Below are 23,190 nucleotides of genomic sequence, written 5' to 3'. Positions count from 1 at the left end.
TGTAATCTCCTTAGTTAGGTTTTTATGAAAATAAAGAGATTATACAATTACTTACATATCCTCACTTATCAAATTCTGTGACTAAAACTTTCTAGTGCCGATCCTTCTACCTACCTTTGATTTAGTGCATACTTGAATATATAATTTCTCAAAAGATTAAAATATTCTGAGTTAGAGGTGTCTGTTTTTGTCAATTTCAGTGAATTAGAAAGCCATCGCCACCTCATAGCTATCAAACTTTACGATTACCTACACAAGAACATACAAGATGATGCTTAAAGACAGTCAATATAGAAACAAGATACTGCCTGGTGATGCACGCACTGTGTTACAGTCAATTCCCGACGAGGTTGTCGACTTGGGCATTACATCGCCGCCTTACAACAAACAGGAAAAACACAAGGGGTGGCTCGTCAAAAATGTGGTTTATTGTGAATACCGCGACAAGTTGCCCGAAGGTGAGTATCAAGATAATCAGATTGCGGTATTGAACGATATTTATCGGGTTACCAAAGCTGGTGGTTCTTTTTTCTACAACCACAAAATAAGATGGGAAGATGGCGAGATGTTTCACCCGATGGATTGGCTGAGAAAAACAAACTGGACTATCAAGCAGGAGATAATTTGGGACAGGGTGATTGCCGGCAATATCAGAGGCTGGAGATTTTGGCAGGTAGATGAGAGAGTTTATTGGCTCTACAAACCAATTGACAACAACAAGAAGGGGCGGGAACTGGCGTCTAGGGATGCAAAGCTAACATCTCTATGGCGGGCGATGCCTGAAGGCAAAAATGCACATCCGGCACCGTTCCCATTGTGGTTACCCACCCGCATTATTCTGTCGCTACTGGATGAAAAAACCGGTGGGCTTGTGCTTGATCCGTATATAGGCAGCGGTACCACAGCCGTAGCCGCGACTTTACTGGGCTTTGATTATCTGGGCATTGAAATAGGCAAAGCATATTTAGATATGTCTAAAGATAGGCTTAAAAATGCACAAAGCGAACTGGATAAAATAGAAAAGGAAAAACAACTCCATTGCGTATACGAAACATTCAAGGAAAGAAAAGCAAACAATAAAAATGTAGGGAAACATCGAACTCGTTGTGCAAAAAAGAAACAACTGGATATAACTTTTCGCTAAGCCAAGTCAGGTAAATATGGGGTGGACGATGGGGATCGAACCCACGACCTCAGGAGCCACAATCCTGTGCTCTACCAACTGAGCTACGCCCACCACGCCTGAACTTATTGTAACCGATCGGCATAAACGGTGGCAGTTTTCTATGGCGCGCCTGGCAGGATTCGAACCTGCTACCCTCGGCTTAGAAGGCCGATGCTCTATCCAGATGAGCTACAGGCGCCTACCCGAAATTGTTTCACTATTATATAAAGTACACGCAATGCTATTAGTTATGGCTAGACATTGCAAATACCTTTACATAAGTGGTCGGGGTAAGAGGATTTGAACCTCTGACTTCCTGCTCCCAAAGCAGGCGCGCTACCAGACTGCGCTATACCCCGAACATCAGAGTATTATATCGCGTTGCTCCACATTTACTTATACCTAAAAAATATGCGATGATAAGATACAATAAGTCTGTTTAAGGGAGGATTTCTATATGACTTTCGTAGTTACGGAAAATTGCATCAAGTGTAAATATACCGATTGTGTGGAAGTATGCCCAGTGGATTGTTTTCACGAGGGACCTAACTTCCTAGTGATAGACCCGGAGGAATGTATTGACTGCTCGCTGTGTGAGCCCGAATGTCCGATAGATGCCATTTTGTCCGAAGACGATCTAGAAGAAGAGCAAAAGAAATTCCTCGAATTGAACAATGAGCTTTGTCAAAAATGGCCGGTAATAACGGTTAAGAAAGAAGCTCCGTCGGACGCCGACGAATGGAGGGATAAGCCCGACAAGCTTAGCTTGCTTGAGTACTAGGGTGCCGGTACACATTCTGCCTTTTGACAAGGATCTTACAGCATTTTGTGCCGACAAGGTAGTAGCGGATTTAGCTGAACAACTGCCTGATTTATCAAACGCAATCATCTTCGTCCCTGAGGCGACCGCACACATCAGAGCACAATTCATAGCACTGCGTAAATCTTTGTTGGATAGCGCGCAGCGACTAGGATGCCATGCGCTCATTCCGCCAACTATCACAACACCGCGCCAGCTTTTTTTCGAACGCTATGAGGCAGATAACAAAAATACAAAAAGTCTATCTGCCAAACTGAGTTTAGCAATCGCACTTCATCAATATAAGGATTTATTTCCACACGCTGATAGATGGCGGTTGGCTGACGAAATAATATCAGTTTTCAACAACATCAGCGAAAACGCTTATGTTGCAGAACAAGCCGACTACGACTTTGAAAAAAATATCGCAGCACTGGATACGGTATGGCGAGACGACACCCGTATGCTGGTTGCGTTATGGCATACTTGGAAAGACTTATACGACGAAAAAAATTATCCGCTCTTTGCTTGGTACAAGATGCTCGTCACAGACACCTATACGGCGCAACACGAGCAAGTATATTTATGTGGGATGAAGAATCTATCGCCGTGCTTTGAAAGATGGGCTAGCAATCTATACACAAAAGGGCGTTTAACCTGGATTGCCAAAGCAAACACGGCGCCCATTCCGGTTGCTTGTCACCCGTTGCGTGAGACCTTAGCTCAGTTAACAAAAAAAGCCGTAGATCCAGATGTATTTGCGGATAGCGGAACCGATTACAGTCGTTTTCTAGATCGCGTGTTTTCCAGTGGTGATTCATTGGTATATAAAAGTATCCCTTTTGCGGAACGCGCCCGGCAGTTTGCTAAGGAGTGCACCACCAGCCCCTTAGCCGGCAGGGTGCGGTTGTTTTTCCCTATGACCATTGAAGAACACGCTTGGGGGATATATATTGCCGTGCGCCGTTGGTTGGAACATCGACACCAAAGCATCGCACTGGTGAGCTTAGATCGCCGTTTAAGCAGGCGCATCAGAGCTATCTTTGAAAAGCGCAATATTCCGCTGATAGATTATTCCGGTTGGGAGCTTTCTACCACCAGTAGCGCCACTGCTTTGATGCATATGCTAAACGATGCAGACGACACACCCATCATAAAAACTTTTCTAGCACTGCTACGCTCATCTTTTTGCGACTTAGATATTGCGCATGAAGATGCGGTTAAAGTAGCCGACCATATCGAATATCTGATAGGTCGCCACCAAATCCAGCATCGTTCTATCAATAAAACCGTCGAGCAATTAAAGAAAGTTCTTCGTGACAACCCTTCATCAATTGAACTTTGCGAAAAAATCATCAATGCTCTAAGCTCGATAGAAAAATTCCGAGACCGGAAAGAGCATCCTCATAGCGACTATTTTGAATGTCTATTCAAGGCGATGAAAAAACTTGGTATGTATGAAAAACTGGCCGCCGATAGTGCCGGTAAAAAATTGATCTCCGAGTTACAAAAAATATATCAGGCAGTCAAAATGGAGAAAGAACAAGCTCATTTTAATATTTGGCGCAACCTGATATTACATCATTTAGAAAATAGTAACTTTAGACCCGTCTTTCCGGATCAAGGCGTATTTCTAATGAACCCTGAACAGGCCGAACTGATGCAGTTTGATGCTCTCGCAATCGTTGCGCTGGATCATAGACACCTGCCTTCCCAACCACGCAGTGGCTTAATCAACGAAAACATTCGCCGTGAACTAGATCTCGAAACCTACGAGCAGTCAGTAGGGAAGCAATTCCTGTTGTTCAGGACCTTATTGGAGAGTGCCGAACATTTACTGCTAAGTTGCCAGCAATATGCGAATAATAGAAAACTGATGCCGTCGGCTTGGCTGAGTGCGATACATCATTTTCATAAAATCGCCTATGGTGATATCACCGACTACGAACTACGCAATACGGCAAAGCAATGTTCAGCATTGAACTTAGGTACTGAACAAGGCATCAGGGCGCAAATTCAAAGCATTGCAAAACCCATTCCATCTCCACAACTATGGCCGAAGAAAATCAGTGTCAACGCTTATCAAAATATCATAGATTGTCCATATCGTTTTTATGCTCGCTATCTGTTAAAAATTCGCAGCCGCCCTAAAGTCTCTGACTATTGGGAAGCGACGAACTACGGTACTTATCTGCACGAGTGTTTGCAGAAACTGCATCAACGGTTGGACGATTTGTACAAACTGCCGATTTGGCTTGCCGAACGCCGTAAGGCAATAGTTGATGAGGCACACCAAATACTACATACACAATTTAAGAAATCGGCATCCAACAACTATGCAAACTATCTTTGGCTGAACGATGCACAGGATTCAATAACATACTACATAGATTGGATGATACAACTACAACAAGCACAGGCTATATTAGCCACACAAACCGAAGTGGAACTGGGTAAAGAATTAGCTCAAAACTTGTACCTGATGGGCTTCGCCGATTTAATGCTACAAACCGATAACGGCGTTGTATTAATAGATTATAAAACTGGATCTTTAGTTCGCAAGAAAGATATACAAACCGGCGAACACATACAACTTTTAAGCTATGCGTTGCTCGACGACAATATTAAAACAGCGATTTATCTGGGTTTGGGAGCGAAAAATAGAGGAGAGCAACGCGAGATTGATGGAGATAGTCTCATCGAATACCGTGATAAAAACCAGCAACGGATGCTAGATATCAAATGCGATTACGATGCCCAACAGCCGTTGAGTGCCTGGGGCAACAAACAAAATGTATGCAAGTACTGCGACTATGCGGGTCTGTGCCGTCGTCCCACATGGGATGAATATCACGATTGGACTAGTGCATCATAGGCCTGACATATAAAGCACAAATTGCACAATGCCCCACAGTAAAACGATGAATAATATTGTCATCACAATCCCGACAACGATAAAATGCGATGCTTTGCCTTGTTGAAAATCGCGTTTCCTATTTTTATCGCTCTGTACTCCGAGAAAACTCGCCAGTACACTTTTGACTATATCCCAATAACGCATTATTTCTAGACCATTAAAACCTTAACAATTGTATCCCTCAGTATCAGCTAGTGTGAGATGTAAAGCTATTTTTCACTTAAAACATACAAGCTGTTCTATTATTATAATAAAGTTGTATATAATATATCTGAATAATCGGCGGCTAACAGTAGGTACAATAATCGTAGCGAACTGATTAGTGATAAATTTTTGATAATCTCTGTAAAAGTTAACACACTAACTGCAAAATATATTTTCTTGTTACTATTATGTAGCATAGTTGTCGGTGACAGCTTAGGTGAAGAATTGTCACCGTTTAAGGCGACCTATAAAATCGGCATTCCTAATATAACCGGCGCTGAGATGACCGTCACCGTTAAACGCGAAGATAATAAATTATTGTACCAAAGCAAAGTAACTCCGGCGGGATTGGGCAAGCTACTCAATATCAAGGCTTATAGCTATAGCAAAATAATCAGACTTGGCAAGTACTGGCTACCGATAGTCTACGAAAAAGAAGTACCCGATAAAAACAAAAAGCAACTATATCGCTTTGATTGGAAAAACTATAAGGCTAGTGTGCTATATAAAGGACAGCAATACGATTTGGCTATCAGCAAAAACACGGTCGACGAAAATACATTTCAGCTCAAACTCAGAGAAGATATTATTAACAGTTTAGGTGCCGATTTTGAACAAGACTATACATTGCTCTCGGATGGACGATTGAAAGAAAGGCGATTTGTTAAAAAAGCCGACCAAACCATTAAAACCAGACTGGGAACTTTCAAAACCATCCGCGTCGTGCGATACAAAGATGAAATACCCGATCAAATATATTGGCTCAGCCCCGAACACAATTATTTGCCATTAAAAATAGTAAAACTGAGCGACGAAAAAGTTAAAACAACTTTGACATTGACCAGCCTAGTAGTATTTGACGAATAGAGAGGTGGTCGCTATAAATTACGGATTGTAAATGCGGCAAATTTTTTCAACCCCCTGAACGATCCGCAGCGACGGACGTTGTATTAAATCGGCATCTACATAATGAGTCGGTATGTTGTCACCGAATAAACTGATAATCGCCGCCTGATCTACACCCGACTCAAGACTATGAATGATATAGTCAGGCTTGGAAAGTAATAGAGCTTCCCTACCAAGCCGCACAACCTGCGGCTCTAAATCGGCGTAGATATTGATGCCTCCGCACAGACTAATTGCTTTTGATATCCAACTTGTGCGATTGATGCTAAGCGTAGGCTTTAACCATAATAAATAGGCTGTTCGGTGCGTGGCCTGCTGCTCACGCCGCAGCGATGCTATGGTTTGCCTAAATTGTTCGGCGCGCCTCCATGCCGTTTGCGGTTGCCCTATCAATACACCTATATCTTCCAAAGTTTTGGCGATGTCGGCAAAATCTTGTGGTTCGGAAATATAAAAGCTATAACCGGTAGAAATCAATCGTTGAAACACCGGCTGCTTTAACATGACACCCCAAACTAAAATTAAATCGGGTGCGAGTTTGACTAGTAATTCTTGATTGAAAGTACGATAGTCGGCAACTATCGGCAATTTACGTATCTGCGGAGGATAATCGGAATGCTCTGATACGCCGAGCAAAAAATCACCACCGCCAGCCGTATAGACCAACTCGCCGAGATGTGGTGCCAATGTGATAATACGGTGTGCCGGACGATCGAGTAAAACCTCTCGCTGCCAATCATCTACAACGATAATTTCATCGGCACTAATCGCTGTGCATAAACAGATGAAAGCCGATATTATTATTTTGTATCTGCTGATTGCCATTATCTCTCCGATATTTGCATATTATTCAGTATAATAAAATATACTTAAATATATCATTAGCTATAAAAATGGTTTCCGATACTACAGCACAGTATGCACGTTTGATTATATTAGGTTCTGGACCAGCAGGTTATACCGCCGCAGTTTATGCTTCGCGTGCGAACTTAAAACCTCTACTTATTACTGGATTAGAGCAAGGCGGACAATTGATGACGACCACTGAGGTGGATAATTGGCCGGGTGGCAAAGACGACTTGCAAGGTCCCGAGTTGATGGAACAGATGCTGGCACACGCAAAGCGTTACGACAATCCTATTGTTTTAGATCAAATTAGTGAAGTCAATCTTAAAACTAGACCTCTGCAGTTAAAAAGTGAAATGGGAAATCACTACAGTTGCGATGCATTGATTATTTCAACAGGTGCTTCGGCGCAATATCTAGGCTTGGCATCCGAACAACACTACAAAGGTAAAGGAGTATCGGCGTGCGCTACCTGCGATGGTTTTTTTTACAAAGACCAAAAAGTAGCGGTCATTGGCGGCGGCAACACTGCGGTCGAAGAAGCACTGTATTTATCGAACATTGCACAGCATGTTACTCTGATACATCGGCGTGACAAATTACGTGCCGATAAGATACTGCAGCAGAAAATTTTTGACAAAGCCAATATCTTTATCCAATGGGATTCGGAACTTGACGAGGTCTTAGGCGATGGTGACAGCGTGTCTGGTATTAAAATTAAAACTCACCCCGACGATAAAATTACCGAACTAAAAGTCACAGGTGTTTTCATTGCCATAGGACATAAGCCCAACACTGATATCTTTGAAGGACAGCTGGATATGGAAGGCGGCTATATAAAAGTCATCGGTGGTAGCAACGGCGATGCAACGATGAGTAGCGTGGCTGGCGTTTTTGCGGCCGGTGATGTCATGGATCATGTTTACCGACAAGCGGTCACTTCGGCAGGCACCGGTTGTATGGCGGCTTTAGATGCCGAGCGTTATCTAGATAGCCTGGATAACAATGCATGACGCACGATGACAACGATAGCTGTCCTAACGACCGACAAAATTTTTCTATAAAGATTCACCGCGACTTAAGCGATATAGCTGCCGCTGAGTGGAATGCACTCAAGCAGGATGATAATCCTTTCACACGATACGAGTTTCTAAGCGCCCTAGAGCAAAACAGTTGCTTAGAGAACTACGGCTGGTACCCCTGCCATATTATCTTACGCAACAGGGCAGGCAAGTTATGCGCCGCGTTGCCGATTTATATAAAAACGAATAATTACGGGGAATTTGTTTTTGATTGGAGTTGGGAACAGGCTTATACCCAAAACAGTATCGCCTATTATCCCAAACTGGTCTGTGCCGTTCCCTATACTCCAGTTAGCGGAGAACGGCTACTTTGCAGTGACCCTAAATATAAAAATCTATTGATCAACGCAGCGATACAATTAACGCAACAGCAAAATTTCTCAGGTGTGCACTGGTTATTCCCCAATGATTTAGATTATCAACACCTTGCACAATTTCCGTTGGCGTTTCGTTCGGACTGTCAATATCACTGGTATAACAATGACTACGGCAACTTTGACGATTTTTTATCAGTGCTACGCTCGAAAAAGCGCAAAATGATCCAACGAGAACGACGCTTAGTAAGTGAGCAAGGCATCACGATTAAGCTATTACATGGGCATGACATAACTTCGCAACTATGGCAGAAAATTCACCAACTCTATGAGAGCATTTATGATTACAAAAGCGGGCTACCAACTTTATCACGAGCTTTTTTTGAGGCGATAGGAAAAACCATGCCCGACAACCTAGTCGTGGTGCTCGCTATGCATAACCATCAGATAATTGCTTGTGCTATCAACTTGCGTGATGGTGATGCACTATACGGTCGTCATTGGGGAGTTAAAAATCATCACGATTCTCTGCATTTTGAAACTTGCTACTACGCAGGTATAGAGTATTGCATAAGCAATCGCTTAAAACGGTTTGAACCAGGGGCTGGTGGCACACATAAAATAGCGCGCGGTTTTCTACCAACTGCAACCTGTTCGGCACACTGGCTTGCACATACTGGCTTTATGCAATCGGCGATAAAAATTTGCGCACACGAACAAAACGCAGTCTACGATTATATCTGTGATAATTGGTCGCACCACCCCTATCGCGACGACACCGTGCCTATTCCTTTGCCACAACAACCGCTATTTAGTAAAACACCAGACATTAGCTTAGATGGTTGAATTGGATACAAAAAGCCCTTGCTTCCCTTCGGTTTCATCAGCTGATGCCGACGGATTGCTCGCAGTCGGCGGCAACCTTGAACCAGAAACCCTTTGCCGTGCGTATAGGCGCGGCATCTTTCCTTGGTATGAAGAGGGTCAACCTCTATTATGGTGGTCGCCAGACCCACGAATGGTTTTACTGAGCAACGGCATGCGCGTCAGCCGCAGCTTAAACAAGGTAATTCAGTCGCAATTTAGCGATATCAGACTCAATTATAATTTCAACGCAGTTATTGAGCGATGTGCAGTATGCCGAGATCGTCGTGCTGCGACTTGGATTACGCAAGCGATGAGGGATGCTTACTTAACCCTACATCAAGCAGGTTGCGCACATTCGGTGGAAGTCTATCACCACGGTGCTTTGGTCGGTGGTTTGTATGGTGTCGGTATCGGTCGTATGTTTTTCGGAGAATCAATGTTTTCTGATGTAAGCAATGCGTCCAAAGTGGCATTGTTTTATCTATGCCGACACCTATACGCACATCAGGTGATGCTGATAGATTGTCAAGTAAAAACACCGCATTTACAAACGCTTGGCGCGTTTGATATGGCGCGCGGACAATTTATCGAGTATGTCTCTAAATTGTGTGCGCTAGAGGCACCGGTGGGGTTATGGCAGCGGCGACGGTTCTCTCCTATTAGCAAGGTACAGCGGCCATAAGCAAAATAGTGCGACTAATGTAACGAGGGCAGTATAAACGAAGAGTTGCCAGCCCGGTATTTGTTCTAAAAGCTGACTTGCGACATAAGTACCAAGCCCACCGCCGACCCCAAAACTCAACGAGGAATACAATGCTTGCCCGCGCCCTTCCAAGCCACTAGGCAATAGTTTAGAAATGGCATGAATGAGTACCGCGTGATAAACCCCAAAAGTTACAGCGTGCATACTTTGAGCAAACAAAACGATGGCGATATAGTCTTTATAATAAGCGAGCAACAACCAGCGCAATGCGGTCACCATTATGACGATAAACAATAAGCGGAGGATACTGTAGCGGCGCAGTAAAGCACTACAATAGATAAATACTACTACCTCAGCGAGCACGCCGAAAGACCAAAACCACCCTATGGTATAAGTGCTATAACCTTGCTCCTGCATATAAATAGTGAAGTAAGCGTAGTATGGCCCGTGAACAAACTGTATGAAAAAGCATATTGTGAATAACGCAATTAAAGATGGATTAAAGCAATGCACGATACTCGGAATATGAGATGTGGTAAATGGTAATCTAGGTTCCGATAAGGTCTGTGTGCTTAGCCATAGCAATAACAGTAGAGATAACATCAGCCATGGAATCACATCGGCACCGTGGGTCGAAACCAGCCACGCACCGACTATATTCGTTGTAATAAAACCGACTGATCCCCAAAGCCGAATCAAACTATAACGATGTGCGTGATATTTCAGGTTATTTAAGGTTAGCACTTCGACCTGCGGTAAAGAGGCATTCCAAAAAAAGCTAAACAAAAACAAAATGATCGCAATGCTCGCATAATCGCTTACATAAAATATCGGCACAAAAGCTGCGAAGGCAATAAAATCACTCCAGCGAATCAGCTTTAAGCGGTAGTGCAGACGATCGGCTAACCATCCCCATATATAAGGTGCGAAGATTTTAGTGAGTAGCGCAATAGCCATCAACTCGCCTATCTCATGTAGCGCCATCCCTTGTGCTTTCAAATAGATCGGCCAGTACGGTAGATAGGTGCCTAGTGTTGCAAAATAAAAGAAGTAAAAAGCGGAAAATCCGACAAAGCGACGGGACATCGCGTTAGCTTATAACATCAAAGTTTTGTCCTCGTTGGCGCAGACAATGATCCATGAGCACGATAGCTAGCATCGCTTCGGCGATAGGCACCGCACGAATTCCGACACACGGATCGTGGCGGCCGGTGGTGATGATTTCACTGGCTGCACCGTCTTTATCAATCGTGCGGCCGGCGACACGTATACTAGAAGTTGGTTTGAACGCAACATCCACTTCGATATCCTGACCACTCGATATACCACCTAAAACACCGCCGGCATTGTTACCAATAAAACCCTCAGGCGTCAATTCGTCACGGTGTTCGCTACCAGTTTGACGGACACAATCAAACCCAGCACCCATTGCGACCCCTTTAACTGCATTGATGCTCATCATTGCATGAGCGATGTCGGCATCTAATCTATCAAACACCGGCTCTCCCCAGCCGGCTACCATGCCACTTGCTTGGATATGTAGTTGTGCCCCCACTGAGTCGCCGGCACGGCGTAAATCTTCTATATATTTTTCTATGTCTTTAACGCGCGTGGCATCAGGACAGAAAAAACAATTATTATCAATTTCTTCTAACTGCACAGTTGCTATGTCTAAAGTACCGATTTTAGCAAGCCATCCGCGTATCGCAACACCGTAGTATTGACGAAGATACTTCTTAGCGATTGCGCCGGCGGCAACGCGCATCGCAGTCTCGCGCGCCGAAGAACGACCCCCGCCGCGATAATCTCTAAAACCATATTTCTGCTGATAGGTATAATCGGCATGCCCGGGGCGAAACTTATCTTTGATTTTTTCATAGTCGCGCGAACGTTGATCTACATTGTCTATCATCAACGCAATTGGGGTGCCGGTCGTCTTACCTTCAAACACACCCGATAGTATACGTACCTGATCAGGTTCACGCCTTTGGCTGGTATAACGACTCTGTCCAGGGCGTCTGCGATCTAAATCCTTTTGTATATCGTGCTCAGCGAGCTCTAAAAGCGGCGGACAACCGTCAACAATTGCGCCGATTGCCGGACCGTGGCTTTCCCCGAAGGTGGTGACCGTAAAAATTTTTCCGATAGTATTTCCTGCCATTTTATTACCGTATGCGTTTTATAGGTTGGGTCATCAGTTAATAATTTCTATATAGAGAGGGTCGGGACCTCTGAGTTTTATATGCTGTCCTTTCTTCAGCTCGACGGTTGTACCAACAATATCAGCATAGATAGGCATCTCCCTTCCGCCTCTATCTATCATGATAACTAGGCTGACGGTTGCTGCTCGTCCGTAGTCGGCAATTTCGTTGAGTGCTGCGCAGACGGTACGCCCGCTATGAATTACATCATCGACCAAAATAATATGACGGTCATCCACTGTGTTATTAATTGCCGAAGGTTTAACCTGCGGGAAGGAACTCACCCGACTAAAGTCGTCTCTGTAAAAATTAATATCCAATAATCCCATGGGTTCTTTGATTTTCAATAATTGATGTAGACGCTCGGCAACCCACACGCCACCGCTACGTATACCTAAAATAATCGGTTCGGATAAGCAGCGCTTTTCAATCAACTGTTGCAACTGTTGCGACATTTCCGTTATCAATAATTCAGGATGTTCAATTTTCATTCAATGTTTGCGGTTTCTGTATTGCAAACCAACTTTCTAATATCAAAGCAGCAGCAACCTTGTCTATGTCTGAGCGTACTATTCTACCAGTTTCCCCAGCTATTCTTTTCAGCTTCAGTATACGGTAGGCTTCGATAGAACTTAAGTATTCATCGCTCTTGTCAACCGGCAAATCAAAGCGAGTGTGTAGTCTGTCGATAAAAATATCCAGTTTTTTTAATAATGGCGATGGTGAATCGGTATTAGGGTAGCCGACTACAAATCCGCGCGGTTGCCAGACGCTACAGATCTTATCTATTGCTTGCCAATCAGCTGCACCGGACTTGCAGCTGATAGTTTGCAAGGGTTGTGCTAGCATTGTTTTGATATTACCGACCGCACTGCCTATATACTTTAAGCCATAGTCGAAGGCAATGACATGCTCTGATATCGGAGGGACATTTTGCTTTATAGGTTTATCTGCCATTAATCTTGAGCACTATGCTTTTTTAGTTGCCTCTTCCATCGCTTGTCAATTGCCTTTTCAATTGTATTGATAACATCCATCCCGATATCTAGTTCATAGGCACGGTTGATTTCTCGTAAGCAGGTAGGGCTGGTGATGTTGATTTCGGTTAAATAACCAGCCACCAAATCAATGCCCACGAATAACAACCCCAATTCTCGCAAACGAGGGGCTATTTTATTACAAACCAGGTGGTCGCGTGCATTCAATGGAACGGCGACTCCTTTGCCACCAGCAGCCAGATTAGCCCTGAAATCACTGTGTTGTGGGATGCGGTTGAGCCCATAAGGCACTGCAACTCCGTTGATTAATAATACCCGTTTATCGCCCTCGCTATAATTCGGAATGAGCTTTTGCATCATAATTGTTTTTCGTCCATCGCAAAGTGCAGCATTAAGTTTTGCTACAACATCGTTGTCACTTAGGTTAATCCTAAATACTGAAGCGCCACCCATCTCGTTCAATGGCTTAACCACTACTTGAGGATGTAATTCCATAAAGCCCAGCAAATCATCCACCGAGCTACTGACTATAGTCGGCGGACCTAAATCAGGAAACTCTTGTGCTAGGATTTTCTCGTTGACCGACAACAAACTACGCGGCGGGTTATACACTAGAGTGCCGGCCTGCTCGGCAAACGCCAATCGATGACAGACATACAGAAACTCAGTATCTACCGGCGGGTCAAGACGCATCAATATGACATCAAGTTCAGCTAAATCTATATTTTGAGAGGCATCTAGTTCAAACCAATGTTCGCTGTTTAAGGACACCCACAAACGGCGAGCGTGCCCCTTTGCACGACCCTGATACAAATGTAGATCTTTGGCTTCAAAATAGTAGAGTTGCCAACCTTTTCTTTGCGCCGCCTCCAGCAAACCTAAGGTGGTATCTTTATTCGGGTTTATCGCAGCAATCGGGTCCATAACCACGCCCAGCGATATCGTCCGATTATTTAGGTGATTCATATAAACATTGTATGCGAATTGTATAAATCAGTGGAAACTATGTATAGTGGGCGCTGGATCTTGTAATGTTATGTATAATAGGTTTTTGAGGGTTAGATCAAGGGGAACATAGTGTATTTGCTTCATAAGTATTGACCTTTGCATATACATTCTCACCTAGCAAATTTTGTAATTAGAGCTTAATCAAAGGAGAGTATAGAAGTGGATACAGAGATAAAAGAGAATACAAGAAATTATTGGCAAATAGCCGCTGGTGATACAAACCGTAATTATACAGATCTATGTCTAGAATGGGATGTGGTTTTAACAGGGAATGGATGTATGGGAGCATACCCAGAGTGCCTTGAAAAACTTAGCTGGGTAACGACGAGGAAAAAAACTGATTTGGGTAGGTTTTGTGCAGAAGTCAAGCATGGTGATGTTGTTATTCTAAGACAAGGTACGGATCAAGTAGACGGAATAGGTGTTGTAGTTGGAGACTATGAACATAGGGAAGTGTTTGGTGATATTGATGGTTGGGATTTGCAGCATGTTAGAAGAGTTAAATGGCTAACGAGAAAACAGAAAAAATTTCAAACACATACTATGAAGCTCGGAGATACAACTCAAAAGCTAGATATTAATAAGTCGTCGGAAATTATAAATTGGATGAAGTCTCTTAATTTAGAGCTAGACAAGGAATACACTGCCGAATATCTTAGGTCTATTCCACCTGATGAGGATCTTCAATTAGAGATTAAAGATATCTCCACGCGCTTATTTGATCAGGGTATTGCTGACTATTCAATACAGGCTCTTGTTGAAGAGTTGAGTGGGTTTGTTAGGATTGCTGAGTGGTATGCAAAAATTCAGTATTGGGAGGCAAATAAGGGCCCTTCAGAATATGAAACATTAACCTATCTCGTTGTTCCTTTATTAAAAGTTTTGGGTTGGACTCCTCAGCGAATGGCAATTGAATGGAACAATATTGATATAGCTTTGTTCGATCAACTACCTCGTGAAGATAATAACTTGAATGTGGTTGTAGAAGTAAAGAAAAAAGGCAATAGTTGCCTTACAGCCGTCAGGCAAGCCGAGTCATATGCAGCTAATAAAAAGAAATGTAATAGGCTCATAGTGACTGATGGATTAAGGTATGGGGTTTACATCAAATCCGAGCAAGAATTTAAATTATATGCTTATTTGAATATTAGAAATCTCAAGAGCGGTTACCCTATTTTTAACTGCAAAGGTGCGGCAGAGGCTCTTCAGGCAATGACTCCAGAGGGAGTTAGGTTAGGGTAAAAGACGCTCAATCTATCTTTGGTAAGTAGATAAATTATATCTCAAATACCATAAAGCATACTTTTCAAAAGTATGCAGCGGGACTAAAACTTGCTAGTGCCCAAACAAGCATTACGGTTTTATCAAAATTGTTGTACCTTAAGTAAGGTGGCGATGCCAAAAATATCCGAAGTTAAATAGCATCCAATTAAGATACCCCGTCAACCCAAATTAGTCTGCACACTTAAATACGAAACTGGTTTTGTGCAGGTGATGGTTCACAGGTGAACCCACCGTGTGCCAAGTTGTTTATAGTAGTTGCCAAATCAAATATCATATAATGACTTTTGCGGTAAATAATCGTCAATAAATTCATAGATTGGGAAATCTCTGCCCGTCTATAATTATTGATAAAACTGGCAACATGGATAAAACAAGAAATTTCTCAATCATCGCGCACATAGATCACGGCAAATCTACGCTCGCCGACCGATTTATTGAATTATGCGGTGGCTATAGCGGTCGCCGGATGGTGGCACAGGTGCTGGATACGATGGATATAGAGCGCGAGCGCGGCATCACTATTAAAGCACAGGCGGTATCACTCAACTATGTAGCTGAAGACGGTGAACAATATAAACTTAATTTTATAGACACGCCAGGGCATGTTGATTTCGGCTACGAAGTGTCGCGCTCATTAACCGCCTGCGAGGGTGCGTTGCTGGTTGTTGACGCAACCCAAGGTGTTGAGGCGCAAAGTATTGCAGTTTGCTATACTGCGATAGAACAAAATCTTATCGTGTTACCGGTGTTGAATAAAATTGATCGTCCGGTTGCAGAGGTTGCTCGCGTCAAAGAAGAGATCTTTGAGCTAATCGGATTGGATACCGACGAGGCTTGCTTAGTTAGTGCTAAAACAGGGCATGGCGTACAAGCCTTGTTGGAACAGATCGTTGCAAAAATCCCGCCGCCTAAAGGAGTAGTAGATGCACCTCTGAAGGCGTTAATTATAGACTCATGGTTTGATCAATACTTAGGCGTTATTGCATTAGTAAGAGTGGTCGACGGCATCTTAGAAGTCGGCAGTAAAATACTTTCTATGGCAAATAAAACTGCCCATAAAATTGAACAAGTCGGGGTGTATACACCTGAGCGTGTTGCGCGCAACTGCTTGTATACTGGCGATGTAGGTTTTGTTATTGCTGGCATCAAGCGTATCGAGGAGGTGCGCGTCGGTGATACCTGGACTGATGCCCACAAGCCGGCACTGCAAGCACTCGCCGGATTTAAGAAAATACAACCCCGGGTTTTTGCTGGTATCTATCCGCTACATTCAGAAGATTATCCTGAACTACGCGCAGCACTGGATCAGCTGAGCTTAAACGACGCCTCTTTAGCGTACGATCCAGAGACCTCCCAGGCTCTGGGCTTTGGTTTTCGCTGTGGCTTCCTCGGCATGTTGCACATGGAAGTGATACAAGAACGATTGGAGCGTGAATACGGCAAGACATTAGTCACCACCGCACCCACCGTAACTTATAAAGTTACACTCAAAGACGGCAGAGTAGTGAAAGTACATAACCCTGAGACCTTGCCACCATCCAACGAGATAGTGGTGATTGAGGAACCTATGATTAGAGCGACTGTCCTGGTTGCCCAAAATCATATAGGTGATGTAATGAAAATATGCATAGAAAAACGAGGTGTGCAGAAAAAAATCAGCTATGTAGGACAGCAAGCTGCTATAGAATACGAACTACCGTTGAACGAAGTCGTCTATGATTTTTTTGATAGACTCAAGTCAGCTACTAAGGGATATGCATCTTTTGACTATTATTTGTCAGGTTATCAACCAGCCGATTTAATTAGGCTGGATATGCTGATCAACGGTCAACGAGTTGATGCGCTATCAGTTATCGTACATAAAAGTAATGCGCAAACTCTAGGGCGTACCTTAGTCGAAAAGATGGCTGGTTTAATACCTAGGCAAATGTTTGACATAGCGATACAGTCGGCTATCGGTTCGCGGGTGATTGCTCGTGCTACGACCAAAGCATTACGTAAAAATGTCACAGCGAAATGTTATGGTGGCGATGTTACGCGTAAACGTAAATTGTTAGAAAAGCAAAAAGCAGGGAAAAAGCGTATGAAAAAAATTGGCAAAGTGAGTATACCGCAAGAAGCATTTTTAGCAGTGTTGCAGGTGAATAAATGAATAAATTTATGCAAATAATAAAACGCTCAGTTGTCAGCTTGCGTCAATGTCTACTACTTTTCGTTGTAGCTATGCCGATTGCTTCGGCTGATGTCATGGTTGTCACACTACTCGGCACCGGCACACCGCGCCCCGAAGCGGATCGTGGCAGTGCGGCGGTATTGGTTGAAGCTGGCAACCAAAAATTATTATTTGATGCCGGGCGCGATGTGGCAAGGCGCATTTATCAACTAGGTTTAGATTACAATACCGTTGATAAGTTGTTCATTACCCATTTGCACTACGACCACATTATCGGCTTGCCTGATTTGATGCTGTCTGGATGGGTCTTTCAACGCACGCAACCGATACGGTTATGGGGACCTACGGGTAGCAAAGCACATGTTGAACAAATACAAAAAGCGTATCACACTGATATAAATTTGCGTAAAGAACATACCCATTTATCCGACGAAGGTATTCGTATTGAAGTACGCGAAATTACCGAAGGCATAGTGTATGCAGAACAGGATCTAACCGTTAAAGCCATTCTCGTTGACCATGGTGTGGTAAAACCTGCTTTCGGCTATAGGGTCGATTATAAAGGCCGCAGCCTAGTCATTTCAGGTGACACTCGCTACTCTGAGAACCTCGTTGAACACGCGAAGGGCGTTGACTTATTGATACACGAAATTGCCGATGCAAGCGACACATTGCTAAAAAATAATGAGCGCTTGCGCAAGGTGCTGGATTATCACACCAGACCTGCGGAATTAAGCCGTTTGTTGCAACAAACCAATCCTCGCCAAACGGTCTTAGTGCACGCACTGATTTTTGGCAAAGCGCGCACTGATGTATTATCCGAGATACGCTCTCAATATGAAGGTGAAGTGATATTTGGTGAGGATCTAACGGCTTTTGATATAGGTGACCACATACGCATGTATCGGCGCGACGCTTTATAGAAAAATGCAGTCGTATTTAACCAAACCCAAATTGATGGCTATACTGAATCTCACTCCCGACAGCTTTTCGGACGGTGGCAAATGGCGACAAGCAACGCAGATTATTGATGGTGTAGGGGCAATGTTAGCACAAGGTGCCGACATCATAGATATTGGTGGAGAATCGACACGCCCTGGCTCGCAACGAGTGCCTGCATTAGAACAAAAGTCACGCATACTGGATATCATTGCGGCAATATCTGAGCATTATCCAGATACGATGATTAGCGTAGATACCACCTTAGCCGAAGTTGCTGAAGCTGCTTTGGATAGCGGTGCTACTATGCTAAACGACATTTCGGCAGGACGCGACAATCCGACCATGTTGGAGCTGGCCGCAGATAAGCAAGTACCTATTTGTCTCATGCACATGCAAGGCGAACCAGGCACTATGCATGTGAAACCGCACTACAACGATGTCGTCGCAGAGGTATGCGATTTCTTACGCTCGCGTGCGGACATAGCGAAAAGTTACGGCTTGGATGATAACAACATTATCTTGGATCCCGGTATTGGTTTCGGTAAAAATGCTGCGCACAATCTCACGCTACTAAAACACTTAAGCAAAATAACTGGTTTAGGCTATGCGGTTCTACTCGGAACTAGCCGCAAAAGTTTTATGGGACAAATATGTGATGTCAGCGAACCACAACAGCGGGTGCCAGCAAGTTGTGCCACCACTGTTTTAGGATTGCAAGCCGGCGTCAAAATTTTCAGGGTGCACGATGTTTGGCAGCACCGCCAAGTGATGGATTTGATGGCTGCACTGTAGATACCCTACGAATAGAACAATGCAAACGAGATCTATACCAAATAGTTAAAGCCATGCGGTACGATATTGTCTGATTGCCTGCCTAGCATCAACTGCTTTTAGGATACCCGATGCTACCGCAATTATTTGCGCCCCATGCCTGAGCACTAGCTTGGCTTTATCGGGTGTGATGCCGCCAATTGAACAAATCGGCACATTAATGCCGCCACTGAGTTGCTGCAAGACCTTTAACGATTGTTCAACCGACGACCCTAAACACTGCGCTTGCGGTTTAGTTGGCGAATTAAAAAGCGCACCAAAGGCAACATAGTCGGCACCGTCTTGTTGTGCTTGCAGTGCACGCTGCTTAGATGCATAACACGATACCCCAATATATTTATCAGCTCCTAAATATTGCCTAGCTTTACGCACTGCCATATCGTCTTGCCCCAGATGCACCCCGTCGGCATCGATTTCTAAAGCTAGGGAAACATCGTCGTTGATGATAAACGGTATGTTGTAAATGCGGCATTTTGCTTGAATGATTCTAGCCAGTCGGTATCTCCGGCTGCGCATGTTGCCGGCAGCAGCATGATGATTTTTGTCGCGCAGTTGTACGATAGATACGCCCGCTTCTATCAAATCAGCGATATAGTCGCCGGTATTTGTTTCGGTTAGCTGAGTGCTGTCGGCAATTAAATATAGACCTTCTAATTTCACTGCTTAAAACGATTGGGAACGGCAACTCTGGACTTTGATAGGCTTGCGATACTTAGACAGTGAGAGGTAAACTCTTGTGCGTGGCGAACCGCTTCCACCAATGCTTTGCCGTGTGCCAGATAGGCGGCTATCGCGCTCGCAAGCGTGCATCCACTGCCGTGATAACGATGTGGTAAACGCTTCGCAGTAAATGTATGTGGCGGATGATGCAAGCTATAAAGGTTATGGTATAGATAACCGGCGCGCTCGTACTCGCTACTCACCAAAACTGCTTTGCAACCCCTTTCAAGCAACGATTTTACGCCATCATCAGATGTTCCCGCTAAGCGCCTGAGTTCTTCCGCATTAGGTGTAGCCAAGTCACACAAAGGTATTAATTTCTCGCTAAGATGTGCGATGGTTTTAGCGTTACAGAACGGATAACCGCCACCTGCGGCAATGATCGGATCAAGCACGATAGGGCAGCTTACAGACGGTAACGCATGGGCGAGTATCTCTATTATTTCTAACGAAGGTGTTAAACCTATCTTGATGACTGAAAAAGAATAAGCCTTTAATATAGAATGTAATTGCTGCCTAAACCAAGAGCTGTCGCTCGCCACGCACGCCGTGGCATCCCACTCAGTTTGTATAGTCTGGCAGGTGATGACCGCGCTTGCACGACAGCCCAGTGCGTGTACCGTTTCAATGTCGGCAATCAATCCTGCCCCGCCAGACGGATCAAAGCCTGATATAATTAGAGCTTTTGGATGCTTATCCCTATTCATTTAGAGTGGTCATTTAGAGTGGTATTGTATAAAAAGTACTACTGAAAATAACAGCATTATATACATAATTCCTAGTAGTTTAGATGTATCAAAGTAAATACTGAATGCCTCTAGTTTTTGTTAAATATGAATACTAGTCCTTGCCCTATTTATATCATAAATCTCAAACGTACCCCTGAGCGGCGATTACATATGCAAAGGCAACTCGACGCACTGGGCTTGGACTATGAGTTCATAGAGGCAGTCGATAAATATGATGTAGCATCCTCCGAGCGGAGAACTGAAATAGCCCGCTCACTAGGCATGAGCGAATCTACTATAGATCGCTACAAACATATCCCTTATTTCTATGACCATCTTTCTTGCACATTGAGCCATATTAAAGCATACAACTTGATGTTGACAAATAATGTTGCTACAGCATGTATATTAGAAGACGATAGTGTTCTACCACCTGATTTCCCAGAGATCTTATGTGCCTCGCTAAAAAAATCTTGGGATATACTCATGCTCTCCAGCCACTCAAGAAGCACAGACATTCTATTAGGAACAAACCCGGATATACAGAAAAGTATAGAAAGGTTGCCCGAAGTAGATTGTTCTCTATTCCCTATATTGAGAGCAAAGAAAAGCATACGCCCGCCCGTTGCTACTCGCCAGTCTCAGTTAGATGTTACATTGATCTCCCAATTACATTGGTATTTACTTATGCTTTTGAGTTATTCGAAAAATTGCAACAAACTGTTTAAATATATACCCGCCATCTGTAATGTGAATAATTATAGAGTGTTGTATAAATCTAAAAAGAAAAACCAAGAGAAAAGGCATATATATATCGGTTGCAAATCAGGCGGTCTTCCTATTAGAAACAGTCAGAAAAGACTATACGGAAATTACGACATTGCTATTCCGGCCGAAATACCGTTATCCGCAATGGCTTATCTCTTAACTCTTGAAATGGCAAAAGAGTGGAAAGAATTCGCTAATTCGCATCCTAGGATACTTGTAGACATTATGCCGTGGTATTTACACTTGAGAAAAGGCATACGACTTAGAATCACCACACCGGCTTGCGTTACTCCATCTCTGTATTACTTAGTCAATTCCTCACGCGACCTATGAATGTGAGCAATCCCAGATTTTAGACGATAAATACACCTTATCACATCCTTATCAAAACGAGGCGCTAGCAAGTTTTAGTCATAAAATTTTCTCAGGCATAATCTTTAATTATTTTTATAACCTCTTTATTCTAATTAAAACCTAAGAAGGGGATTACTTATTAAGCAAATACAACATATCCTCAAACAGCTGGTTGTGATGAAGGTTAGTCGTGCCTATGGCTGCGCTGTTGAAGGCACATTGTCTCGTGCCAAAATCTGTTTAGGTGGTTTTCATCTCTACTCAGATACTCATCAAATGATGCGCACCGCTTAGTAAGAGATGAGTCATGGCTAAGAAGCTAATAGGCAACGGTCAGTTAGCCATCGTATAGCGACATTAATCAGCCGAGATAGCCAAATAAGCGCAGAGCTTGCTAAACGAACTCATTCCACCATTTCTGCAATTTTTTCCCGTACCTCTTGTGGCGTAATCGCATTAATCTTGTCTACATCCTTCGGATTATTTGTTGGTAGTCCTTTGCAGATCACTTTAACGCGTTTGCCAACGGGTCTCCAGCGGCCGGGGTGTTGAGGGCGTGTGGGTGCATATAGAGCTATGGTGTTGATGCCGATGGCAGCGGCGAGGTGCGCCGGCCCAGTGCTACTAGCGACTAGGCAGTCTACTTGTTCAACTATGTTGATGTAGTCAGCTAGGTTGTATTGCCCTACGATATCGGTGATGTGCGGGAGTGTAAATAGATCAGGGCAATTTTCTTGCATGTAGTTTTTTTCTTTATGGGTGCCGCTTATTATCACATTGAAGTCTTTTTCATTGAGTAGACAGGCGAGTTGATAATAGTATTCTAACGGCCATTCTGGTGCGCTCCCTTTAGATTTAGGGTGTAAGATAATGTTGTGTTTGGTAGTTGAGATGACATTGGGATATGATTTGTTAGATCCTTTTTGCCATCCGTAATAGCGATATAGTTTATCAACATCAGTGGGTACTTCAATCCCTAGCGCTGATAGAAAAGAGGTAGTGAGTTGTATTTCGTGCAGATTGTGAGGACGTGCTTTTAAGAATACTCGATGGTTTGCATACAGCCAGTGGTGCCATCTTCGGGCCGCACCAATGCGTATCGGGATTTTGGTTCGCCATGCAGTTTTTGCTACATTTAAATACAATGAAAGTAGTAATACTGCATCCGCATTGTATTTGCTGATATCCTTAGACCTATTCCAATGATGGAAGTCATCTATGGCTGAGGTTTTTTTTACGATAGGTTTAGCGTGTCCACTACCGACGAAGGTGATGTGTAAGTCCGGCAAGTGAGATTTTAGTATGCCGGCGAGAGGTATAGTCAAAATAATATCACCTATTCTGTTTTCTGTTCGCATGAGTAGGATATTCTTGATTTTT

At 43.6% G+C, this 23,190-nt stretch carries 22 protein-coding genes and 3 tRNA genes; 12 read left to right on the top strand and 13 right to left on the bottom strand.

Translation table 11 applies throughout. From position 1 onward, the window contains the following. Positions 1-271: 271 nt before the first annotated feature. Positions 272-1,144, top strand: coding sequence for a site-specific DNA-methyltransferase (locus GDA45_06060; protein MBC6414426.1), 873 nt, complete (start codon positions 272-274; stop codon positions 1,142-1,144). Between the two features lie 17 nt (positions 1,145-1,161). Here GDA45_06060 and GDA45_06055 read toward each other — a convergent pair. From GDA45_06055 to GDA45_06045, 3 genes are all read right to left on the bottom strand, one after another. Beyond that, a tRNA-His gene (locus GDA45_06055) sits at positions 1,162-1,237 on the bottom strand. Between the two features lie 50 nt (positions 1,238-1,287). Beyond that, positions 1,288-1,364 (bottom strand) — tRNA-Arg (locus GDA45_06050). Positions 1,365-1,447: 83 nt separating this feature from the next. After that, a tRNA-Pro gene (locus GDA45_06045) sits at positions 1,448-1,524 on the bottom strand. A 98-nt stretch (positions 1,525-1,622) separates the two neighbouring features. Between GDA45_06045 and GDA45_06040 the strand changes: the two genes are divergently transcribed. Both GDA45_06040 and GDA45_06035 read left to right on the top strand, forming a co-directional pair. Further along, positions 1,623-1,946, top strand: coding sequence for a ferredoxin family protein (locus GDA45_06040; protein ID MBC6414425.1), 324 nt, complete (start codon positions 1,623-1,625; stop codon positions 1,944-1,946). A gap of 1 nt (position 1,947) precedes the next feature. Further along, positions 1,948-4,839 carry a PD-(D/E)XK nuclease family protein gene (locus GDA45_06035; GenBank protein MBC6414424.1) on the top strand — a complete coding sequence of 964 codons (2,892 nt, stop codon included), beginning with the start codon at positions 1,948-1,950 and terminating at the stop codon, positions 4,837-4,839. On the opposite strand, the gene GDA45_06030 is transcribed toward GDA45_06035, so the two are convergent. Further along, positions 4,834-5,025, bottom strand: coding sequence for a DUF2970 domain-containing protein (locus GDA45_06030; protein ID MBC6414423.1), 192 nt, complete (start codon positions 5,023-5,025; stop codon positions 4,834-4,836). The genes GDA45_06035 and GDA45_06030 overlap by 6 nt on opposite strands. Before the next feature lie 237 nt (positions 5,026-5,262). On the opposite strand from GDA45_06030, the gene GDA45_06025 reads away from it, so the two are divergent. Continuing rightward, positions 5,263-5,952, top strand: coding sequence for a DUF3108 domain-containing protein (locus GDA45_06025; protein MBC6414422.1), 690 nt, complete (start codon positions 5,263-5,265; stop codon positions 5,950-5,952). An 18-nt stretch (positions 5,953-5,970) separates the two neighbouring features. On the opposite strand, the gene GDA45_06020 is transcribed toward GDA45_06025, so the two are convergent. After that, on the bottom strand, positions 5,971-6,816 hold the full coding sequence (locus GDA45_06020; GenBank protein MBC6414421.1) for an ABC transporter substrate-binding protein: 846 nt from the start codon (positions 6,814-6,816) through the stop codon (positions 5,971-5,973). A 68-nt stretch (positions 6,817-6,884) separates the two neighbouring features. Between GDA45_06020 and trxB the strand changes: the two genes are divergently transcribed. Genes trxB through GDA45_06005 form a run of 3 tightly spaced genes read left to right on the top strand, consistent with a single transcriptional unit; the run spans position 6,885 to position 9,782 of the window. Beyond that, positions 6,885-7,850: a thioredoxin-disulfide reductase gene (trxB, locus tag GDA45_06015; protein MBC6414420.1), complete on the top strand. Its 966-nt coding sequence runs from the start codon at positions 6,885-6,887 to the stop codon at positions 7,848-7,850. Next, positions 7,847-9,079, top strand: coding sequence for an N-acetyltransferase (locus tag GDA45_06010; GenBank protein MBC6414419.1), 1,233 nt, complete (start codon positions 7,847-7,849; stop codon positions 9,077-9,079). Before trxB ends, GDA45_06010 begins: the two co-directional genes overlap by 4 nt. Next, positions 9,072-9,782 (top strand): leucyl/phenylalanyl-tRNA--protein transferase, encoded by a 711-nt coding sequence (locus tag GDA45_06005; GenBank protein ID MBC6414418.1) that lies wholly within the window; start codon positions 9,072-9,074, stop codon positions 9,780-9,782. The genes GDA45_06010 and GDA45_06005 overlap by 8 nt, the downstream gene beginning before the upstream one ends. Here GDA45_06005 and GDA45_06000 read toward each other — a convergent pair. From GDA45_06000 to gshB, 5 genes are read right to left on the bottom strand one after another with little or no spacing between them, the layout of a single operon-like run. After that, on the bottom strand, positions 9,732-10,889 hold the full coding sequence (locus tag GDA45_06000; GenBank protein ID MBC6414417.1) for an MFS transporter: 1,158 nt from the start codon (positions 10,887-10,889) through the stop codon (positions 9,732-9,734). The genes GDA45_06005 and GDA45_06000 overlap by 51 nt on opposite strands. A gap of 4 nt (positions 10,890-10,893) precedes the next feature. Beyond that, entirely contained in the window at positions 10,894-11,964 is a 1,071-nt protein-coding gene (gene aroC / locus GDA45_05995) for a chorismate synthase (GenBank protein MBC6414416.1), read from the bottom strand. Positions 11,965-11,997: 33 nt separating this feature from the next. Next, positions 11,998-12,495, bottom strand: coding sequence for a bifunctional pyr operon transcriptional regulator/uracil phosphoribosyltransferase PyrR (pyrR, locus tag GDA45_05990; protein ID MBC6414415.1), 498 nt, complete (start codon positions 12,493-12,495; stop codon positions 11,998-12,000). After that, complete coding sequence (gene ruvX / locus GDA45_05985; protein ID MBC6414414.1) at positions 12,485-12,961, bottom strand: Holliday junction resolvase RuvX; 477 nt, start codon at positions 12,959-12,961, stop codon at positions 12,485-12,487. Before ruvX ends, pyrR begins: the two co-directional genes overlap by 11 nt. Next, positions 12,961-13,968: a glutathione synthase gene (gshB, locus tag GDA45_05980; protein MBC6414413.1), complete on the bottom strand. Its 1,008-nt coding sequence runs from the start codon at positions 13,966-13,968 to the stop codon at positions 12,961-12,963. Before gshB ends, ruvX begins: the two co-directional genes overlap by 1 nt. 213 nt (positions 13,969-14,181) lie before the next feature. Here gshB and GDA45_05975 point away from each other — a divergent pair, with 213 nt between their 5' ends. The 4 genes from GDA45_05975 to folP all read left to right on the top strand — a co-directional run bounded on the left by GDA45_05975 (position 14,182) and on the right by folP (position 19,201). Continuing rightward, a complete protein-coding gene (locus GDA45_05975) occupies positions 14,182-15,252 on the top strand; it encodes a hypothetical protein (protein ID MBC6414412.1) in 1,071 nt (356 codons plus the stop codon). A gap of 403 nt (positions 15,253-15,655) precedes the next feature. After that, complete coding sequence (gene lepA, locus GDA45_05970) at positions 15,656-17,446, top strand: elongation factor 4 (protein MBC6414411.1); 1,791 nt, start codon at positions 15,656-15,658, stop codon at positions 17,444-17,446. Continuing rightward, positions 17,443-18,390, top strand: a complete 948-nt coding sequence (locus GDA45_05965; protein MBC6414410.1) for an MBL fold metallo-hydrolase — start codon at positions 17,443-17,445, stop codon at positions 18,388-18,390. The genes lepA and GDA45_05965 overlap by 4 nt, the downstream gene beginning before the upstream one ends. Before the next feature lie 4 nt (positions 18,391-18,394). Further along, positions 18,395-19,201: a dihydropteroate synthase gene (gene folP, locus GDA45_05960; GenBank protein MBC6414409.1), complete on the top strand. Its 807-nt coding sequence runs from the start codon at positions 18,395-18,397 to the stop codon at positions 19,199-19,201. Between the two features lie 45 nt (positions 19,202-19,246). Here the strand turns inward: folP and GDA45_05955 are convergent, their stop codons facing one another. After that, positions 19,247-19,900 carry a thiamine phosphate synthase gene (locus GDA45_05955; protein MBC6414408.1) on the bottom strand — a complete coding sequence of 218 codons (654 nt, stop codon included), beginning with the start codon at positions 19,898-19,900 and terminating at the stop codon, positions 19,247-19,249. Beyond that, positions 19,897-20,667 carry a hydroxymethylpyrimidine/phosphomethylpyrimidine kinase gene (locus tag GDA45_05950; GenBank protein MBC6414407.1) on the bottom strand — a complete coding sequence of 257 codons (771 nt, stop codon included), beginning with the start codon at positions 20,665-20,667 and terminating at the stop codon, positions 19,897-19,899. Before GDA45_05950 ends, GDA45_05955 begins: the two co-directional genes overlap by 4 nt. 126 nt (positions 20,668-20,793) lie before the next feature. Here GDA45_05950 and GDA45_05945 point away from each other — a divergent pair, with 126 nt between their 5' ends. Further along, complete coding sequence (locus GDA45_05945; protein MBC6414406.1) at positions 20,794-21,789, top strand: glycosyltransferase family 25 protein; 996 nt, start codon at positions 20,794-20,796, stop codon at positions 21,787-21,789. A gap of 425 nt (positions 21,790-22,214) precedes the next feature. Here GDA45_05945 and GDA45_05940 read toward each other — a convergent pair whose 3' ends face one another. Continuing rightward, entirely contained in the window at positions 22,215-23,168 is a 954-nt protein-coding gene (locus GDA45_05940) for a glycosyltransferase family 9 protein (protein MBC6414405.1), read from the bottom strand. Positions 23,169-23,190 lie beyond the last annotated feature (22 nt).

This window comes from Chromatiales bacterium (assembly GCA_014323925.1).
Lineage (GTDB): Bacteria > Pseudomonadota > Gammaproteobacteria > Poriferisulfidales > Oxydemutatoraceae > SP5GCR1.
The sequence above is the reverse complement of the archived record's forward strand: the minus strand, read 5'-3'. Positions and strand labels throughout refer to the sequence as shown.

Excerpts from the sequence above, each read along its gene's own strand:
- GDA45_05950 (MBC6414407.1), bottom strand. The coding sequence starts at position 20,667 with ATGAATAGGGATAAGCATCCAAAAGCTCTAATTATATCAGGCTTTGAT.
- folP (MBC6414409.1), top strand. The coding sequence starts at position 18,395 with ATGCAGTCGTATTTAACCAAACCCAAATTGATGGCTATACTGAATCTC.
- GDA45_05940 (MBC6414405.1), bottom strand. The coding sequence starts at position 23,168 with ATGCGAACAGAAAACAGAATAGGTGATATTATTTTGACTATACCTCTC.
- GDA45_06005 (MBC6414418.1), top strand. The coding sequence starts at position 9,072 with ATGGTTGAATTGGATACAAAAAGCCCTTGCTTCCCTTCGGTTTCATCA.
- GDA45_06000 (MBC6414417.1), bottom strand. The coding sequence starts at position 10,889 with ATGTCCCGTCGCTTTGTCGGATTTTCCGCTTTTTACTTCTTTTATTTT.
- GDA45_06010 (MBC6414419.1), top strand. The coding sequence starts at position 7,847 with ATGACGCACGATGACAACGATAGCTGTCCTAACGACCGACAAAATTTT.
- aroC (MBC6414416.1), bottom strand. The coding sequence starts at position 11,964 with ATGGCAGGAAATACTATCGGAAAAATTTTTACGGTCACCACCTTCGGG.
- lepA (MBC6414411.1), top strand. The coding sequence starts at position 15,656 with ATGGATAAAACAAGAAATTTCTCAATCATCGCGCACATAGATCACGGC.
- GDA45_06040 (MBC6414425.1), top strand. The coding sequence starts at position 1,623 with ATGACTTTCGTAGTTACGGAAAATTGCATCAAGTGTAAATATACCGAT.
- gshB (MBC6414413.1), bottom strand. The coding sequence starts at position 13,968 with ATGAATCACCTAAATAATCGGACGATATCGCTGGGCGTGGTTATGGAC.
- GDA45_05945 (MBC6414406.1), top strand. The coding sequence starts at position 20,794 with ATGAATACTAGTCCTTGCCCTATTTATATCATAAATCTCAAACGTACC.
- ruvX (MBC6414414.1), bottom strand. The coding sequence starts at position 12,961 with ATGGCAGATAAACCTATAAAGCAAAATGTCCCTCCGATATCAGAGCAT.
- GDA45_06030 (MBC6414423.1), bottom strand. The coding sequence starts at position 5,025 with ATGCGTTATTGGGATATAGTCAAAAGTGTACTGGCGAGTTTTCTCGGA.
- pyrR (MBC6414415.1), bottom strand. The coding sequence starts at position 12,495 with ATGAAAATTGAACATCCTGAATTATTGATAACGGAAATGTCGCAACAG.
- GDA45_05965 (MBC6414410.1), top strand. The coding sequence starts at position 17,443 with ATGAATAAATTTATGCAAATAATAAAACGCTCAGTTGTCAGCTTGCGT.
- GDA45_06020 (MBC6414421.1), bottom strand. The coding sequence starts at position 6,816 with ATGGCAATCAGCAGATACAAAATAATAATATCGGCTTTCATCTGTTTA.
- trxB (MBC6414420.1), top strand. The coding sequence starts at position 6,885 with ATGGTTTCCGATACTACAGCACAGTATGCACGTTTGATTATATTAGGT.
- GDA45_06060 (MBC6414426.1), top strand. The coding sequence starts at position 272 with ATGCTTAAAGACAGTCAATATAGAAACAAGATACTGCCTGGTGATGCA.